Origin of the sequence: Stenotrophomonas sp. SMYL86, assembly GCF_036320025.1 — a bacterium.
Lineage (GTDB): Bacteria > Pseudomonadota > Gammaproteobacteria > Xanthomonadales > Xanthomonadaceae > Stenotrophomonas > Stenotrophomonas maltophilia_A.
In genome coordinates this window covers 300,195-317,024 of sequence record NZ_JAWIRU010000001.1, presented here as the reverse complement: position 1 = coordinate 317,024, position 16,830 = coordinate 300,195, and the positions used below count along the sequence as shown (strand labels likewise).

Sequence of the window (16,830 nt, the reverse complement as noted above, 5' to 3'; positions counted from 1 at the left end):
ATGTGCTCATGCAGCATGACTTTGCGCGAAAGCTGGCTTACAACGGACCCGGAAGTGGTATGCAGACCCACCCTGAAACGACGGCCCGGCCGTCTCTGGAAGGATTTCATGCGCATTCGTCCGCTTGCTCGACATCCGCTCAACAATCCATCACTGTTTTGCCTGACCACTGGTCTGGCAATGTGCCTGACCACTTCAGCGGCAAGTGCAGCCAGCTGGCTCGTCCACGATGTCGCGGAGTTCACTACCGCCGCCTCGGCGCTGCAGCCCGGCGATGAGATCGTGTTGGCTGACGGCACCTGGACCGACGCGCGGTTGCTGCTGAAAGGCCAGGGCACGGCAGCCGCGCCGATCGTGTTGCGCGCGCAGACCGCCGGCAAGGTCGTCCTCAGCGGACGTTCGGACCTGCGCCTGGCGGGCAGCTACCTGCAGGTGTCCAACCTGGTGTTCCGCAACGGCTATACGCCGGGTGATGCGGTGGTGGCGTTCCGCGAATCCAGCAAGGCGGTGGCACGCCACAGCCGGGTGACCGGCCTGGTGATCGATGACTACACCAACCCCGATGCCAGCGACCAGGACTACTGGGTATCGCTGTATGGCAGCAACAACCGGTTGGATCACAGCCAGCTGCGCGGCAAGACCAACGCCGGGCCCACGGTAGTGGTGGTGCGCGATGCCACCCAGGGCCTGGACAACCAGCACCGTATCGACCACAACTGGTTCGGGCCGCGCCCGGCACTGGGCGTCAACGGTGGCGAAACCCTCCGCGTCGGCACCAGCGACACCTCGTTGAGCGATTCCAACAGTACGGTGGAGAACAACTGGTTCGAAGGCTGCGACGGCGAGACCGAGATCATCAGCAACAAGTCCGGCGGCAATACCTACCGCGGCAACGTGTTCTACCGCTCGGCCGGCGCGCTCACGCTGCGCCATGGCAACGGCAACCGGGTGATCGACAACGTGTTCCTGGGCGACGACAAGGCCGGCACCGGCGGCGTGCGCATCATCAATGCCGACCAGACCGTCAGCAACAATTACTTCGAACGACTGGCCGGCTCCAGCAACCGTTCCGCGCTGGCGGTGATGGACGCGCAGGCCGATCCGCCGCTGTCCGGCTATGCGCCGGTGGTGAATGCCACGATCAACCGCAATACCTTCGTGGACGTGGCGAAGATCAGTTTCGGCGTCGGCCATGATGAAGCCAAGGGCATCGTGGTCGCCGCCAGCAACAGCCGCTTCAGCGCCAACCTGATCGTCAACCGCACCAGCAGGAACCCGCCGAATGCCGCCAGTTCGCTGGCCGGCATCGACTTCAGTGGCAACGTGCAGTCACCGGCAGCCAGCACCGTATTCCCGGGCGGCGTAGAGGGGCGTGGCGTCAGCCTGCAGCAGGCTGCCAGCGGATTGTGGGTGGCCGCGCCTGCCCTGCCCGCCGTGGGCGCCGATCCTGCCCTGGCGATGACCGCGCGCGAGGCGACCGGCATCGACTGGTATCCAAAGGTGGGCGAAGTTGCCCTGTCACGCACCCGCAATGGAGTTGATCGATGAGGTTGCAGCCGCTGTTCGTCTCCCTGGCCCTGGCCACCCCCTTTGCCCTGCTGCCGGCCGCGCCGCTGTTCGCAGCCCCCGCTGCCGCAGCGAGGCAGGCCGACACCGCGCCGGTGCTGGTGACCGCAGCGCAGTGGCAGCGGATGGCCAGCGAAGGCGGCCGCTACCCGTGGTTCGCCAAGGAACAGGCGCGCACGGAAAAATCGCTGAAGAAGATGATGAAGGCCGGCATCGACGTGCCGGTACCGAAGGACAAGGGCGGCGGCCGCACCCATGAACAGCACAAGCGCAACTACCAGGCCCTGCTGGCGGCCGGCACCCTGTACCGGCTGAGCGGCGACAAGGTCTATGTCGACTACGCGCGCGACATGCTGCTGCAGTATGCCAAGCTCTACCCCACCCTGGGCCCGCACCCCGAAGGCCGCGGACAGATTCCAGGCCGCGTGTTCTGGCAGGTGCTCAACGATTCGGTGTGGCTGGTCAACGCCATCCAGGGCTACGACGCGATCCGCGACGCGCTGTCCGCCGAGGACCGCGACACCATCGAATCGAAGGTGTTCCGGCCGATGGCTGAGTTCCTCGTCAGCGAGCCGAAGAACTACGACCAGATCCACAACCATGCCACCTGGGCGGTGGCCGCCACTGGCATGACCGGCTACGTGCTGCGCGACCCTGAGCTGGTGGAGAAATCGTTGCGCGGCAGCCAGAAGAACGATCAGTTCGGCTTCCTTCGCCAGATCGACCTGCTGTTCTCGCCCGATGGCTATTACGAGGAAGGCCCGTACTACCAGCGCTACGCACTGGCACCGTTCCTGCTGTTCGCCAACGCCATCGAACGCAACGAGCCGCAGCGCAGGATCTTCGCGCGCCGCGACGGCGTGCTGCTGAAGGCCGTGGATGTGCTGGTGCAGTCCAGCTATGACGGCCTGTTCTTCCCGATCAACGATGCCATCCTGGACAAGGGCATCGATACCGAGGAACTGGTGGCCGGTATCGGCATTGCCTATGCGCGCACCGGTGACGACCGCCTGTTGTCGGTGGCCCAGCAGCAGAAACGCCTGCTGTTGTCCCCCGAGGGACTACAGGTGGCGCAAGCACTGGCCGCCAACAAGGCCAAGCCCTTCGATTACCGTCCGATGCTGCTGCGCGATGGCCCGGACGGCGACCGCGGTGGCCTGGCGATCCTGCGCATGAACGGCGAACGCGGCCAGGCGCTGGTGCAGAAGGACACGATGCAGGGCATGGGCCATGGCCACTTCGACAAACTCAACTGGCTGTTCTACGACAACGGCAATCCGGTGGTGACTGACTACGGCGCTGCCCGCTTCCTCAACGTGGAAGCCAAGCGGGGTGGCATCTACCTGGCCGAGAACCGCAGCTGGGCCAAACAGACCGTGGCCCACAACACCCTGGTGGTGGACGAACAGAGCCACTTCAAGGGCGACTGGAAGCGCGGCGAGGAGCATGCCCCGCAGGTGCGCTTCTTCCAGGCCGATGCCGATACCCAGGTTGCCTCGGCGACCATGCACGATGCCTACCCCGGCGTGGTGTTCACCCGCACCCAGGCGCTGCTGCGCCACCCCGACCTGGGCCTGCCGGTGGTGCTGGACCTGCTGCAGGTGCACGGCGACAAGGCCGCGCGCTACGACCTGCCGCTGCACTTCAACGGCCACATCGTCACCACCGGCTTCGAGGCAGAACACTTCCCCACCCAGCGCCCGGTGCTGGGCAAGGACAACGGCTACCAGCACCTGTGGCTGGATGCACGCAGCACGCCCGCCAGCGAACCGCGTTCGCTGGCGTGGCTGCTGGATGGGCGCTTCTACACCTTCCGCTTCGGCAGCAGTGCGCCGGCACAGGCGCTGCTGGTGGAAAGTGGTGCCAACGATCCGGAGTTCAACCTGCGCCGTGAACCGGCCCTGCTGCAGCGCGTGGAAGGCCAGAGGGACGTGACCTTCTTCAGCGTGCTGGAGCCGCATGGCGAGTACAACGGCACCGCCGAGTACGTGCACGGTGCGGACAGCCGCATCAAGGACATCGTGCGCAGCCGGGGCAGCGATGCAGAGGTGATCGAACTGCGCCTGGCCAGCGGCGCACGCATCGCCCTCGGCGTGGCCGACGACAGCAGCGCCAAGGGCGAGCACAGCGTCACCGTGGACGGCCATGCCTACCGCTGGAGCGGCAGCCATGCGCGCATGGACCGCAGCAATGGTCACGGAAAATGAACGGCCCTGCCGTGGTGGCCAACCTGCGCAAGGTGCCGGTGCGTTCAGCAGTGCGCTGGTTGATCGTGGGCCTGATCGCCGTCGCTACGGTCATCAACTACATCGACCGCAATGCACTGGCGGTGATGTGGCCGGAAATCGCCAGGGAAGTAGGCGCGACCAAAGACGACTATGCCCTGCTGGTAACGGTGTTCATGCTGTTCTACGCCGCCGGCCAGTTCCTGTTCGGGCGCCTGTTCGACATGATCGGCACGCGCCTGGGGTTCGCCCTGTCGATCAGCGTGTGGTCGATCTCGATCGCGCTGCACTCGATCACCCATTCGATGCTTTCCTTCAGCCTGGTAAGGGCGATGCTCGGCATCAGCGAAGCGGGTGCGTGGCCCGGCGCGGTCAAAGCCAATGCCGAGTGGTTCCCTGCGCGCGAACGCGCGTTGGCGCAGGGCGTGTTCAACGCGGGTGCGTCGATCGGCGCGATCGTCTCCGCACCCGCCATCGCCGGCCTCTATCTGTGGCTGGGCTGGCGCGGCACCTTCGTGCTGGTCGGTGCGATCGGCTTCCTGTGGCTGCTGCCGTGGCTGTTTGTCTACCGCGCCGGGCCGGACAAGCATCCGTGGGTGAGCGATGCCGAGCGCCGGCTGATCCAGCAAGACCAGGCCGGGCAACAGACAGAGGCGGCGCCCAAAGCCAGCGTGCGCGAGCTGCTGGCCCATCGCCAGAGCTGGGGCATGCTCGCCTGCCGCTTCCTGCTGGATCCTATCTGGTGGCTGTTCGTGTCCTGGCTGCCGATCTATCTCGCTGAAACCTTCGGCTTCGACATCAAGCAGATCGGCCTGTTCGCCTGGGTACCCTTCGTCGGCGCGATGCTGGGCAGCCTCAGTGGCGGCTGGCTGTCGGGTCGCATGATCCGCGCCGGACACAGCGTGGACCGCGCCCGCAAGCTGGCCATCACCCTGGGGTGCGTGATCATGGCGCCTGCCCTGCTGGGTGCTGTGCTGGCCAACCAGCCGCTGCTGGCGGTGCTGGCGATCGCTGCGGTGCTGTTCGGCTTCCAGGTAGCCATCGGCAACATCCAGACCCTGCCCGGCGACCTGTTCGACGGCCGTTCGGTGGGCACGCTGGCAGGCCTGGGTGGCCTGGCGGCGGTCGCCGGCACCTTGATCACCACCTGGCTGGTGCCGGTGCTGACCCGCCACTCCTACGCCCCGATCTTCATCCTCGTTGCCGCGCTGGTGCCGCTGTCGCTGGCTGCGCTGTGGTGGTGGACCGGACCTATCCAGAAGCTCGACCGTGGCGGCGGCTGAGCCTGGGTCTCCTTCTTTTCCAAGTACTTCCATTCCCCCGCAAACCAAGGAGTTTTCCGCATGTCGTTCCAGGACAAGGTGGCCATTGTCACCGGTGGTGGCCGCGATATCGGCCGCGCCGTTTCGATCAAACTGGCTGCCGCCGGTGCACGCGTCTGCATCAACTACGCCCATGATGAAGCCAGTGCCCAGGAAACGCTGGCAAAGATCCAGGCGGCCGGTGGCCAGGCCATCGTGCATCGCGCCGACGTCACCGATGCCGCCGCCGTGGCCGGCCTGGTCGCTGCGGTACAGGCCGCGTTCGGCGAGCGTATCGACCTGCTGGTGAACGTGGCCGGTGGCATGGTGCAGCGTCGGCCGCTGGCTGACATCGACCCGGCGTTCTTCCACGCCGTGATGGACCTGAATCTGACCTCGACCTACCTGACCACGCACGCGGTGGTGCCGCACATGCGTGACGGCGCGGCCATCGTCAACTTCGCCTCGCAGGCAGGTCGTGATGGCGGCGGCCCGGGGGCATCGATCTACGCCACCGCCAAGGCGGCAGTGATGACCTTCACCCGTGCCATGGCCAAGGAGCTGGGGCCGAAGGGCATCCGCGTGAATGCACTGTGCTGCGGGATGATCGCCACCCGTTTCCATGATGAGTTCACCAAGCCGGAAGTGCGCACGGCCGTTGCCGGCGCTACCCCGCTGCGCCGCCAAGGGGCGCCGGACGAAGCCGCCGACGCTGCGGTATTCCTGGCCTCGGATGCGGCGGCGTTCATCACCGGTGCGAATCTGGACGTCAACGGCGGCACCTACTTCTCCTGACTGGAATCCTGACCATGCAGCGCTGGACGCTCCTGCTTTCATTGACGATCTGTTCCGCCGCGGCCGCACCCGGCGCGTTGGCCGCACCGGTCTGGGTCACCGCGTGGACCGCCTCGCCGGCACCTGACCGCAAGGATGGCACCGCCGAGGCCCCCGTACAGTTCGCCGCGCAGACCGTGCGCCAGGACATGCGCATCGGCAGCCGTGGCGATGCGTTGCGGCTGCGCATCAGCAACGAACTCGGCACGGCGCCGTTACGGGTCGAGGACATGCGCGCAGGAGTGAAAAACGGCAAGTCCGCCCCTCTGCCGGTAACGGTGGATGGCCGCGCGGTCATCGAGGTGCCGGTGGGTGCCGCGCTGCTGAGCGACCCGGTACCGATGCCGGTGGCGGCGCTGCAGGAGATCAGCGTAACGGCCTACTTCCCGCAGCCTACCCATCCCGCCGTGCGCCGCACCGAAGTGCGGGTAGCGGACGGCAGGCAGACATCGGTTGCCGACAGCGTGCGGCTGAGCTACCAGCAAAACGTGTTCTCGGCCGTGATGGTGCAGCGCGCTGATCGTCCCCAGGTGATCGTGGCACTCGGCGATTCCATCACGGAAGGTGCCACCGCCCGTCGCGGAACCTTCAACCAGTGGCCGGAGCGATTGGCGCAGCGCCTGCAGCAGGCCTGCCCGAACCGGTTCGTGGTACTCAATCAGGGCATCAGCGGCAACAAGCTGCTCGACCATGGCCGCAGCCACAGCGCCCTGTCACGATTGGATCGCGATGTGATCGCGGTGGCCGATGCCGATCAGGTCATCCTGTTCGAGGGCATCAATGACATCCGCCACGGTGGTGGCGCGCAGCCGCTGCCTGGACGCAGTGCGGCGGACATGCTGCTGGGCTATCAGCAGGTTGCAGCGCGACTGCATGCGCACGGCATCCGCGCCTGGCTGGGTACGTTGACCCCATTCGGTGGTTCCGAGCGCTACGAGCCCGTGTCCGCAGCGACCCGCACCTCGATCAACCAGTGGGCACGCGGTGGGAAGACCGGGTTCGATGGCATCATCGATTTCGATGCCGCGCTGCGTGACCCGAAGGCCGTGGAATCGTTGCCCAACGACATCACCCGCGACCACCTGCATCCCAATGACGAAGGCTACCGGCGCATGGCCGATGCCATCGATCTGCGCATGCTGGGCTGCACCCCCACCGAGTGAGAGAGAACCGATGAGCCGCGTCGTTTGTTTCGGTGAACTGCTGCTGCGCCTGGGCGCACCCGGTCGGGAACTGCTGCTGCAGACGCCGCAGCTGCAGGTCCACGTGGGGGGCGCCGAGGCCAATGTGGCGGTCTCAATGGCCTGTCTCGGCCACGATGTACAGATGGTCAGTACGGTACCCGGCAACGCGCTGGGCCGGCATGCCGTGGCCGAGCTGCGGCGGCATGGTGTGGGCGTGGCAGGTGTGCGTGAAGTGGAGGCTGACCGCATGGGCCTGTATTTACTGGCCACCGGCGCGCTGCAGCGCGCCAGTGAAGTGGTGTATGACAGGGCGGGTTCGGCATTCGCCAACACTGCCCTTGCCGACCATGATTGGCCAACGCTGTTGCGTGATGCGCAGTGGCTGCACCTTTCCGGCGTCAGTCCGGCGCTGGGTGCCAATGTGGCCGAATCCGTCTTGAGCGCTGCACGGGCCGCACGCAGGTCAGGCGTGCGAGTGTCCTTCGACGGCAACTACCGACCTTCGCTCTGGCAGCGTTGGGGCGGCAACGCCGCCGCCATCCTGCGGGAGCTGTTCGCAGAGGCGGATATCGTCTTTGCCGACCATCGCGATATCGAACTGGTGCTGGGACTGCGCTTCGCCGAGGACAGCCCCATCGCGCGGACCGAGGCGGCTGCAGCGGCAGCGTTCGCGGCCCTCCCGCACCTGCAGTGGCTGGCCTGCACCCAGCGCGACGTGGTGAGTGCAGACCATCACATCCTGGGCGCGCTGCTGTTGGGACGCGACGGTACCCGTGCGCAGGCCCCCTCGCGGCCATTGCCCGGTATCGTTGATCGCATTGGCGGCGGCGATGCGTTCGCGGCAGGCATCCTGCACGGGCTGGCGTCCGGGTTCGATGCAGAGAGCACCGTGCGCTTCGGTCTGGCGGCAGGTGCGCTGAAGCACTCCATTCCCGGAGACTTCAGTCCCGTGCGCGAGGCCGAGGTCTGGGCGCTGCTGGAGAGTGACCAGTTCGACGTCCGGCGCTGATCTCGCTCCGCCGTACATGCCGCTCGGCCTGGCCAGCGGCACACGCACGCCGACCATGTACTTCAGCAGCGCCATGCCGAGCAATGCACCGGGCGTCAGCATTCAACGACGGAAGGCTCCTGCCCGCGATGGCGGCCTGGCAGCGCTGGGTGGCGGTATGTTCATGCGATCCTCTCCTGCGGAATTCAGCCCTGCACGAGGTCCTGCGCGCACCTACAGCGTCAGCAGCCACGCTTCAAGCGCCCGGGTGTCGCGCATGTCGCCCGTATAGCGATGATCGGGCACGTGCGGTTCATTCGAACCACGTATCCGCCCACGGAACACCTTCATCGGCACCGAGATCCTGGCCAGCCCGCTGGGCAACCGCTCCGGCCGCACGTCCATGTACAGACTGTCGGCCGAGGTCTCGACGCCCACCTGCACCGCGCCCAGCCGCTTCCAGAGGTCCAATGCATCCAGGCAGGCCGAGCCACAGGAAGCATCGGCCACAACCAGGACCCTGCCCTTGCGCACAGGTCCGGCCTGGCTTGCGGCGGATGCTGGATCTGCGCTGGCCTCGGATGGCTCGCGCCACAAAGCCTCACCCCGGCCGCGAGCCTGCGCCATGCCTGCCGTCACCGATTCCAGCATGCGACGCAGCTCGGGCGACGCGTCGGGCGCCTGTTCCAGCTTCTGCAGGAAGCCGCGAAGCTGGGCGATGTTGCCCTCCGAGGTCCGCCACTCTACCCAGCTGCGGTCGGGCAGCGCATCGACAGCGGCCCGGCCCCAGATCAATCGCGCCAGTTCGATGCTCCATTGCGAAGCACCACCAGTGTTGCCACGCACGTCCAGCACCACCGTCGGTGCCTGCTGCATCCCTTCGGCTTGCGGTGCAAGCTGCTCAAGCAGCGCGGTCAGTTCCTTGAAGTTCTGCCCCGCAGGGTCGGCATTGAAGCTGCTGGTGGTGATCCAGTAACTGCCATCGGGCATCGCGTGCCAGCCGTTGGGGGGACGGAAGCTGCGCCGGGTATCAGCCAAGCGCTCCTTGCGCTGTGCTGCCTGCAGCGGCTGCCACCGCAGTGCATAGGATGTCTCGCGTCCGCCCACCTGGAAAACGCAGGTACGCAATGCAGGCACGTATGGATTGCCCTGTTCGAGCAGCACTTCACCACCACCCTGGATGCGGCTGGCCTGCAGGTTCCAGCGACCGCTGAAGTCACCCACCCGGCGTACAGCCAGCGTCTGCGCATCAATGCCGTCACACGACAGCAATTGCGCGCCCAGCGGCGGATGGCCCGGACCACCATCCACGGTCATGACCACCTGTGCGTCGCCATCGAAGCCGGTCAGGAAGCCGGGCCACTGCGTTGGAAGATCGGGAGCATCGGCAAGCGCATTGAGGCTGACATGGCCATCATTGAAGGAGGCCGCATAGCCCTTCATCGCCCACCAGTAGCCCGGGTAGCTGGCGACCCGTTCCGCGCGCGAGCGTGCAAGCGCCAGGGCATCGTCCAGCTGTGCGCCGAAACCAGGATTCCGCAGGTCCACGGCGCCCGGATGGCTGCCGCGCATGGCGGCGTCGGCAGCGTCCAGATCCTTCAACAGAGTATCCGACCAGTCGATCGGCGCGCCTTGCGCGGTAGGTGCCGCAAGCACTGCACCGAGCAACAGCCATGCAATGACCATGGATTCTTCCCTTCCCGGAACAAACGCCAGTCTCGCAGTTCTACTGCCTGTCGTACCGCGCCCGCCGCAACGGGCGCGGCACCCCATCAATGCAAGGGCACCTTCAACACTGATGGCGCATTGGCCGGCGAACTGAAAGTCACCGTGCCACCCAGCTGGCTGATGCCCGCGTACCGCAGGTCCACGGTGTCCACCACCAGGGTCAGGCGGCTGCCGGCCGGAAGGTTCCAGCTGCTGGCTTCCAACCGCAGGTCGATGGTCTTCGCCTGCCCCGGTGTGGCACCACGCAGCGTATAGGGCTTGTGGCTGATCAGCTGGCCGTTGCCCAGCACATCCTCGGCGTACAGGTAGGCGTACAGCGTGGTGTTGGCGCGGCTGGGCGTGACGGTCAAGCGTACCTCCGGCGTTCCATCCAGGCGCTGCGCACTCCACTGGATCGGCCCCTGCCAGACACCTGCGGCGTTGCGGCCCACGAAGGGCACATAGGCACCCGGCGGCAGGTTGATCATCTGCAATGCACCGGAGGCCATCGCCACGCCGGAATTGGCGGCGGTCAGCAGCCCGCTGCCGATCCGGTAACTCCAGCCGGTGCTGCTGCCGCTCGCGACCAGGCCGCCCGTGGGCAGCAGAAGTCCTTTGGGTGCGCTCAGCGCATAGCTGACAGCGCCGGCATTGGTCGCCTGCCAGTTCGGATAGGTACTCCAGCTGCCCTTCTGCGATTTCAGCTGTACTGCAGGCTGGCGATCGATGCCATTGGCTTCACCCTTGAGGTAATGGTCGAACCAGTCGCCCACCGAATCGTAGACCTCGTTGGGAACACCCAGAGCGCCAAAGGCTTCGTTGAGCGCATGATCGCCATGGCGCAGCTGCAACTGCTTGGGGCCTTTCAACCGGGTGAAGAAATCGACCAGCTGGCCCGGCGGGAACAGGCTGTCGTTGAAGGCGTTGGCGAGGAACACCGCTGGCTGGTTGGCGTTGATCTCATCGATGCTGGACCCGGGGCTGCGCTGCGCCGCCACCGGCAACAGCGAATCCACCGCGCCCTGGTAGTTGCCGACCAGTACATTGCGATTGATGGTCGTCAGTTCCGGTCCCGGGCGGCCGGTGGCCAGGCCGGCTGCCACCAGCAAGGCGATGCCCTGCGCGCTGGGGGTGTCGTTGCTGTACAGCGAGGCCTGCAGATCGGCCCAGCCACTCAGCGCCGCCACGGCCTTGATGCGTGGATCGCGCGCCGCCGCCAGCAGGCTGGTGCCTGCGCCGTAGGAGATGCCCGAAACGCCGATCCGGGCGGGATCGGCGCGGGTGTTGTCCAGCGCCCAATCAATCAGGGCGCTGACATCTTCGACCGTGGCTGGCCCTGCGATGTCGATGCTGCCGCCGGACTCCCAGAAACCCCGCGAGCTGTAGCTGATCACCACATAGCCGCGCCGCGCCAGCGACTGCGCCACCCCCACATACTCCACGCTGGGTACCGCCCAGCTGCTGGGCATCACCAGCAGTGGATAGCGCCCGCTGCCCGCGTCCTGCGGTTCGATGACGAAGGCCCCGAGAGGCGTTCCATCCCAGCTGGGAATGGTCCGGTGGGTGGTCTTGACCGTAGCGGCCCAGGCGGTGGGCGCCAGTCCGGTCAGCAGGATCAACAGCAGCAATACCTTGCGCATCGTCGTCTGTCCCCGTCGGTGGTGGTGCAACGGGTTGGACCGTACCAGTGCGAATGGTGGGTGGCACCTTGCGACGCAACATGACGTTTGCTGCATTGCCGGCCTATGGGATCGATGCTATGAGAGCTGGGCCCCAAGGATGAATGGACGTCATGAGGTCACGCTTCCTGCTCTTCGCTGTACTGGCGCTATGTGCGCAACGAACCGTGATGGCCAACGAGCAGGCGTTCTCCGATGCGGCGGTCCGTGAGGTCTTCCGGCGCGCCGAACAGCTCTGCAACGGAGACCGGGGTCGATTGTGGGGTCAATCCCTGTGCGGGCCGATGATGCTGGTGGATCCAAAGAGCCGGCAGGTCATCGCCTCGCAGGCAGACGCACATGGTGCGCTGAAGGAGCGCGGCGATGTGTTCACAGGCCAGCTTCCGTCTGATGCGATCGTCGCCAACACCGCCGTGGACTGGTCCGGCACACGCTGGACGCAGCTGCTCTGGCCATTGCCGCAGGACGCGTCCCGACGCAGCACGCTGCTGGCTCACGAAATGTTCCATCGCCTGCAGCCGGCGCTGCCCATCATCGCACCGGCGGCAGGTGGAAACGATCACCTCGATACGCTTGAAGGACGCTACTGGCTGCAACTGGAATGGCGCGCGCTTGCGGACGCACTCGAATCCACCGATGCAGTAGCGCAGCACACTGCGATGACGGACGCACTCGCATTCCGCGCCGAGCGCTACCGCCGGTTCCCTGCGGCCGCGCAGGAAGAAGCGGCGCTGGAATTGAACGAGGGCCTGGCCGAGTACACCGGCGTGTTCGTCGGCAATCCGACGCCGTCGACACGTATCCAGGCGGCACTGCATGACCTTCGCGCACACGTGGGTGATCGCAGCTTCGTCCGCTCTTTCGCCTATGCCACCGGCCCGGCCTATGGCCTGCTGCTGGACCAGGCGGCACCTGGCTGGCGCGGCGACCTCGCCCACCAGGCTCGCGATCTCGGCACGCGTCTGGCCGAAGTGACGCAGGCCCCATTGCAGCTGGACGCGACCACGCTGGGAGCGGCTGCCGCGCGCTATGACGGGCCGGAGCTGCACGAAGCCGAAACGCTGCGCGAGCAGCAGCGCCTTGCGCAGCTGGAACACAACCGTGCGCGCTTCGTGACAGGCCCGGTCGTGCGCCTGGATCTGCGCAACATGCGCATCCAGTTCGATCCCAACACCATGCAGCCGTTGCCAGGCCAAGGCATGGTGTATCCAGCAATGCGGCTGTCCGACATCTGGGGCAGCCTGGATGTCACCGACGGTGCGTTGCTGCAGAGCGACTGGAAGGTCGTATTCGTGCAGGCCCCGGCAAGTGCTGAACCGCCACTGGAGGGGCCGGGGTGGTCGCTGAGCCTGAAGCCGGGATGGTCGCTGGTGCCGGGAACACGCAAGGGCGACTACGTGTTGAAGACGAACCCCTGACCATTGCTACAGGCAGCGCGATGTCCTAGCACGCCTGCGTTTCATCCACGCGCCGCATGATCTGACACATCTCCAGTGCTTGCGCGCTGTCACAGCTTCGTCGTTTCGCCATTGACCGAAAGACGACAGCTTGTGACGCTTACGACACCGCACGGCCTCCGCGGCCCTGTCATCGCGGTCACGTCCCACGCATTCCGCACTACCCGACTCCGCAGTGTCCTCACATGACCTCGCTCCGGCCCGGTCGTGGCGGACGGCTGCGTCCTGAATCCTCTGCTGGAGAATCGCAATGCGCCTTGCAGGTTTCTTCTTCGCGTTCGTCCTCAGTACCTTCGCCGGTGCCGCCCAGGCCCAGGTCGTCACCCTCAACAAGGGCGGCTTCGTGCTCACCTACGACTGCAGCATCCACAGCGCCACCCGCTACGAGTACACGCTCACCGCCGACACCGGCTCCGCCGCGCGCCCGTCCAGCTTCTACAAAGACCCGGACCTGCCGGCCGGCTGCCTCGGCCAGAACAGCACCGCGTCGTATGCCAGCATCCGCAGCGGCTATGACCGCGGCCATCTGGTGACCTCCAACCACATGGACTACAACGCGACCTACATCCGTCGCGCCAACTACATGACCAACATCGTTCCGCAGGTTTCCAGCTTCAACCAGGGCGTCTGGGTGAAGGCCGAAAACGTGGCCGAGTGCTACCGCGACATCGCGCCGGTGGATGTCTACGGCGGCGTGGTCTACGGCGACGCGTCCAACGATTACTTCCTTGCCAGCCACGGCATTCCGACCCCGGAGTTCTTCTGGAAGACGATCATCACCCGCGACCCGAACACCGGCACCGCCAAGGCGATCAGCTGGATCATCCCGAACGAAGCGAACCTGGGCAGCCTGGACAGTTACCTGGTGACCATCGCCGACCTGGAAGAGCTGCTGGGCGCCAGCTATGTGGCCATCAACGCGCCGGCCTCGCTGAAGGCCATGCTGCCGGCCACGACCTGGCCGCAGCCGGCGGGCTGTGATCTGAGCTGATCCGCCAGGACGCCCGTGCGGTCGCGAATCCGACCGCACAGGCGCACTTCGCCTGGACAGGTACGGCGCAGTTGGATTCAGTGCTCTGCCACCTGCATCACCACTTTGCCGAACGGCCCCTGCTGCAGTGCTGCCAGTGCCGCAGGCAGGCCGGCGAACGAATGCACGCTGTCGATGACAGGCTGCAGGCGCTCGCGTTCGATGAAGACGTTCATCGCCTCGAAGGCCCGGCGATGGCCAACCGAAACCCCCTTAAGGGTCGCGCGGCGCAGCATGAGAGGAACCGCCGGCATGTGCAGGTCGGGATCCTCGAGGAAGCCGATCTGCAGGATGTGCCCGCCCACTGCGAGCGCCTCCACGCTCTGGGCGAGGTTGCCGCCTCCGAGCAGCTCAAGCACATGATCGACGCCCTGCCCTCCGCTCAGCTCCATCGCTCGCGCGCCCCATGCAGGATGTTGCCGCGTGTTGATCGACGCCCATGCACCCAGCCGTTCTGCAAGGGCAAGCTTGCTGTCACTGCGTGAAGTCACGATTACCCGGGCTCCCAGCCGCTGGGCGAACTGCATCCCGAACAAGGAAACACCACCGGTACCCTGCACAAGCACGGTCTGGCCAGGAGCGAGTTGGCCGACCTCGACCAGTGCAAACCAGGCCGTCAGCGCCGCCACCGGCAAGGTGCTGGCCTGCAGGTCAGACAACGAGGGGGGCGTAGCGACTGCCACGTCCTCCGGCAGCACCACATACTCCGCCAGCACGCCCGGCAGCGGACCGCCCAGGGACAGTCCGTGCTGCAGCATCTCGGGCGGAGGCGCGCCATCGAGCCACTGCGTCCAGAAATTGCCCATCACCCGCTGGCCAACGCTGAAGCGTCGCGCTGGGCTTCCGGTTTCGACAATGACACCGGCCATGTCCGAAGCGGGAACAAACGGGTGTGGCAGCGGACCGGACAACAGTCCGCCGTCGATCACCAGGCGATCGCGGTAGTTGAGCGACACGGCACCGACCTTGACCAGTACCTCACCAGGGCCTGGCCTGGGAATGGGGCGCCGTACGCAGCGCAGGTGAGCAAGGCCCGGGGCATCGAGCTCCCAGACCTTCATGGTCGAAACAGACATGGGAAATCACTCATTGGCGCGCGGAAGTGCGCCAGGAAAGTCTATTGACGCATGGATGTGTTCAGTGACGGGATATTGTCGATACACTGAATCCATAAATTCCCCAATTGACGCATATGACCAGCTACAGTGCGGCGCGCCTACAGGGCATCAGTGTGTTCGTCCAGGCCGTGGACGCCGGCAGCTTCACCGCAGCCGGTCTGCGCATGGGGCTGAGCAAATCGGCCGTTGGCAAGAGTGTGGCCACGCTGGAGCGGCGACTGGGCACCCGGTTGCTGGATCGCACCACGCGCAGGCTGGCACTCACTGTCGAGGGTGCCGAGTTCTACCAGGTCTGCCGGCGCATCCTGGCCGAACTGGACGAAGCCGAATCCAACGCAGCGTCGCGGCGGCAGGAGGTTTCCGGCCTGTTGCGGGTCAGCCTGCCGGTAGCGTTCGGGCAGCGCTGGGTGATGCCGGTACTGATCGGACTGGCGCAACGCCATTCGCGGCTGCAGCTCGATGTCAGCTTCACCGACCGCAGGGTTGATCTGCTCGAGGAAAACGTCGATCTGGCCGTCCGCCTGGGGCCGCTTGACGACAGCAGCTCGCTCTCTGCCCGGGCGCTCGGCCGCCAGCATGCCGTGATATGCGCTGCACCCGGATACCTGGCGGCACGTGGCGTCCCGGTGCGCGCCGAGGATCTTGCCGGACACGACTGCATCACCTTCGGCCGGCAGGGGCACGCGCTGCCCTGGACGGTGCCGGACGGCTCCGGCGGGCTTGTCCAGCACCGCATTGAAGGGCGCCACCGCATCAGTGACGGCGATGCGCTGCGTAGCGCATTGCTGGCCGGGCTGGGCATTGCAGAAGCGACCACCTGGCTGGTGGGGGACGCGCTGCGCAGCGGCGCACTGGTGACCGTATTCCCTGCCACGGGTAGCGCGGGCGCGCCCCTGCATGCGCTCTGGCCTACCACCCGCGACCTTGCTCCCAAGGTGCGTGCCGCAGTGGATGCGCTGGTCGAGGCGTTCGTTCCGTCTCCACCGTGGGAAAATACCCGCTGATCGCCCCCATGGCTGTTGTTTCAAGGAGCTGTAGATGTCCCGTTTCCCCTTCGATGCCGTGCTGTTCGACTGCGATGGCGTACTCGTTGATTCCGAGCCGCTGGTCGCCCGCGTGCTTTCGGAAATGCTGACCGAGCGCGGCTGGCCGCTGACCCCGGCGCAGGCCGGTGAGGTGTTCCTGGGCCAGTCCGTGGCCCATCTGGCCGGCCTGATCGAAGAACGCACCGGCAAGCCGTTCACCGAGGAATGGCTGGAAGAGTTCCGCCAGCAGCGCAACCGCGCGTTGGAACGTGACCTGGTTGCGATCCAGGGTGCGCCCGAGGCGGTGCGTGCGATCGCGGTGCTCACCGGCGGCCGGATTGCCTGCGCGTCCGGCGCCGATCTGCACAAGGTGAAGCTGCAGCTGGGCAAGGTCGGCATCCTTGATGCCTTCGGGGCCCACGTGTTCAGCGGCCAGGACATGCCGCACACCAAGCCGCATCCGGATGTCTATCTGGCCGCCGCCGCTGCGCTGGGCGTGGACCCGAAGCGTTGCGCGGTGATCGAGGACACTGTTACCGGTGCAACGGCCGGTGTGGCCGCTGGCGCAACCGTGTTCGGCTTCAGTGAAGGCGGTCCGCACCACAGTACGCCGGAGGCCCTGCGTGCGGCGGGTGCACAGGTGATCTTCCAGCGCATGGAAGACCTGCCCGCCCTGCTTGCCGCCCATGCGGTCGACGCGGTCGCCTGACCTTGCC

Annotated in this window: 13 protein-coding genes; 10 read left to right on the top strand and 3 right to left on the bottom strand. The window is 66.2% G+C overall.

Annotation, left to right across the window (positions count from 1 at the left end):
- Nucleotides 1-108: 108 nt before the first annotated feature.
- From V3B64_RS01415 to V3B64_RS01390, 6 genes are read left to right on the top strand one after another with little or no spacing between them, the layout of a single operon-like run.
- On the top strand, nucleotides 109-1,548 hold the full coding sequence (locus V3B64_RS01415; RefSeq protein ID WP_121503334.1) for a polysaccharide lyase 6 family protein: 1,440 nt from the start codon (nucleotides 109-111) through the stop codon (nucleotides 1,546-1,548).
- Nucleotides 1,545-3,773 carry an oligoalginate lyase gene (locus tag V3B64_RS01410; RefSeq protein WP_329913439.1) on the top strand — a complete coding sequence of 743 codons (2,229 nt, stop codon included), beginning with the start codon at nucleotides 1,545-1,547 and terminating at the stop codon, nucleotides 3,771-3,773. Before V3B64_RS01415 ends, V3B64_RS01410 begins: the two co-directional genes overlap by 4 nt.
- Nucleotides 3,770-5,074 (top strand): MFS transporter, encoded by a 1,305-nt coding sequence (locus V3B64_RS01405; RefSeq protein WP_329913438.1) that lies wholly within the window; start codon nucleotides 3,770-3,772, stop codon nucleotides 5,072-5,074. Before V3B64_RS01410 ends, V3B64_RS01405 begins: the two co-directional genes overlap by 4 nt.
- 60 nt (nucleotides 5,075-5,134) lie before the next feature.
- Nucleotides 5,135-5,887, top strand: a complete 753-nt coding sequence (locus V3B64_RS01400) for a glucose 1-dehydrogenase (protein WP_180837175.1) — start codon at nucleotides 5,135-5,137, stop codon at nucleotides 5,885-5,887.
- Nucleotides 5,888-5,901: 14 nt separating this feature from the next.
- On the top strand, nucleotides 5,902-7,089 hold the full coding sequence (locus V3B64_RS01395; RefSeq protein WP_329913437.1) for a GDSL-type esterase/lipase family protein: 1,188 nt from the start codon (nucleotides 5,902-5,904) through the stop codon (nucleotides 7,087-7,089).
- A gap of 10 nt (nucleotides 7,090-7,099) precedes the next feature.
- Nucleotides 7,100-8,119, top strand: coding sequence for a sugar kinase (locus V3B64_RS01390; protein ID WP_329913436.1), 1,020 nt, complete (start codon nucleotides 7,100-7,102; stop codon nucleotides 8,117-8,119).
- A 213-nt stretch (nucleotides 8,120-8,332) separates the two neighbouring features.
- Here the strand turns inward: V3B64_RS01390 and V3B64_RS01385 are convergent, their stop codons facing one another.
- Together V3B64_RS01385 and V3B64_RS01380 are read right to left on the bottom strand one after the other, a co-directional pair.
- Nucleotides 8,333-9,784, bottom strand: coding sequence for a hypothetical protein (locus V3B64_RS01385; RefSeq protein ID WP_329913435.1), 1,452 nt, complete (start codon nucleotides 9,782-9,784; stop codon nucleotides 8,333-8,335).
- Between the two features lie 86 nt (nucleotides 9,785-9,870).
- Entirely contained in the window at nucleotides 9,871-11,445 is a 1,575-nt protein-coding gene (locus V3B64_RS01380; protein ID WP_121503340.1) for an alpha/beta fold hydrolase, read from the bottom strand.
- Between the two features lie 143 nt (nucleotides 11,446-11,588).
- Between V3B64_RS01380 and V3B64_RS01375 the strand changes: the two genes are divergently transcribed.
- A complete protein-coding gene (locus V3B64_RS01375) occupies nucleotides 11,589-12,902 on the top strand; it encodes a hypothetical protein (RefSeq protein WP_329913434.1) in 1,314 nt (437 codons plus the stop codon).
- A gap of 289 nt (nucleotides 12,903-13,191) precedes the next feature.
- Nucleotides 13,192-13,932 carry a DNA/RNA non-specific endonuclease gene (locus V3B64_RS01370; RefSeq protein ID WP_121503342.1) on the top strand — a complete coding sequence of 247 codons (741 nt, stop codon included), beginning with the start codon at nucleotides 13,192-13,194 and terminating at the stop codon, nucleotides 13,930-13,932.
- 77 nt (nucleotides 13,933-14,009) lie between these two features.
- Here V3B64_RS01370 and V3B64_RS01365 read toward each other — a convergent pair whose 3' ends face one another.
- Nucleotides 14,010-15,032 (bottom strand): NAD(P)-dependent alcohol dehydrogenase, encoded by a 1,023-nt coding sequence (locus tag V3B64_RS01365; protein ID WP_329913433.1) that lies wholly within the window; start codon nucleotides 15,030-15,032, stop codon nucleotides 14,010-14,012.
- 131 nt (nucleotides 15,033-15,163) lie between these two features.
- On the opposite strand from V3B64_RS01365, the gene V3B64_RS01360 reads away from it, so the two are divergent.
- Entirely contained in the window at nucleotides 15,164-16,093 is a 930-nt protein-coding gene (locus tag V3B64_RS01360; RefSeq protein WP_329913432.1) for a LysR substrate-binding domain-containing protein, read from the top strand.
- Nucleotides 16,094-16,127: 34 nt separating this feature from the next.
- Complete coding sequence (locus tag V3B64_RS01355; protein WP_049401501.1) at nucleotides 16,128-16,823, top strand: HAD family phosphatase; 696 nt, start codon at nucleotides 16,128-16,130, stop codon at nucleotides 16,821-16,823.
- Nucleotides 16,824-16,830 lie beyond the last annotated feature (7 nt).